This is a genomic window from Vibrio sp. 1249-1 (genome assembly GCF_033340495.1).
In genome coordinates this window covers 1-908 of the sequence record NZ_JAWOWJ010000251.1, presented here as the reverse complement: position 1 = coordinate 908, position 908 = coordinate 1, and the positions used below count along the sequence as shown (strand labels likewise).

General features: G+C 43.1%; 1 protein-coding gene. It reads left to right on the top strand.

Features of this window, described 5'->3' with window-relative positions:
* Positions 1-219: 219 nt before the first annotated feature.
* Positions 220-908 (top strand): PhzF family phenazine biosynthesis protein (locus R7Z50_RS25620; RefSeq protein WP_318149490.1); only part of this gene is annotated, 689 nt, incomplete at its 3' end.

The window sequence follows — 908 nt, the reverse complement described above, 5'->3', positions numbered from 1 at the left end:
GGGCCAAAACAGACTTGTGAATCGCTTTCATGTGTTTCTTCCTTTCAATGAGTTCAATTCAAGTCTATTCATCAACCCAAGCCAGGGCACACCAATAAGTATCATAAAACATAAAATCATCGTCTATTTTGAAACTTTAAGATTCTAACATAAATTTCTTATTTTCTGAGTTGCATCTGGTTTATGCTAACTAACCACTTATAGAACAAGGAAGACAAAATGGAACTGGATATCTACGTCGTTGACGCATTTACAGACACGCAATTTAAAGGCAACTCAGCCGCAGTTGTACCCTTGCAAGAGTGGTTAGAACCAGATCTAATGCAAAACATTGCAGCGGAACACAACCTCTCTGAAACCGCGTTTGTTAAAGCGATTGGTACGACTCAATATGAAATACGCTGGTTTTCACCACTTACAGAAATCGACTTTTGTGGACACGCAACGCTCGCCGCTTCTATGGTGTTGTTCGATCAACTCGGCGTTACAGGAAGTATTGAGTTTCACACATTAAAAGTGGGCACCTTAACCGTAATTAAGAACGCACTTGGCAAGATTGAAATGACATTTCCGACAAGAGCGCCACAACCCGTCAACGCCATTCCTACGCAATTAATTGAGGGATTAAACTGCGAAGTAACACACGTACTGCTTAGCCCACAAGCTTACTTCGTCATCGTGGAAGATGAGCAAACCGTTTTTGATGTTCAATATCGATCCGACCAACTGAAACAACTCGCCCCTTACGATGTCGTCGTCACATCAAAAGGCAGTCAATACGACTTTGTATCTCGCTACTTTTGGCCAGCGAACGGCGGAGATGAAGACCCTGTCACAGGATCAATCCACGCAGGTTTAGCACCATTTTGGGCGCAAGAGCTTGGCAAAGCATCTTTAGTGGCGTATCA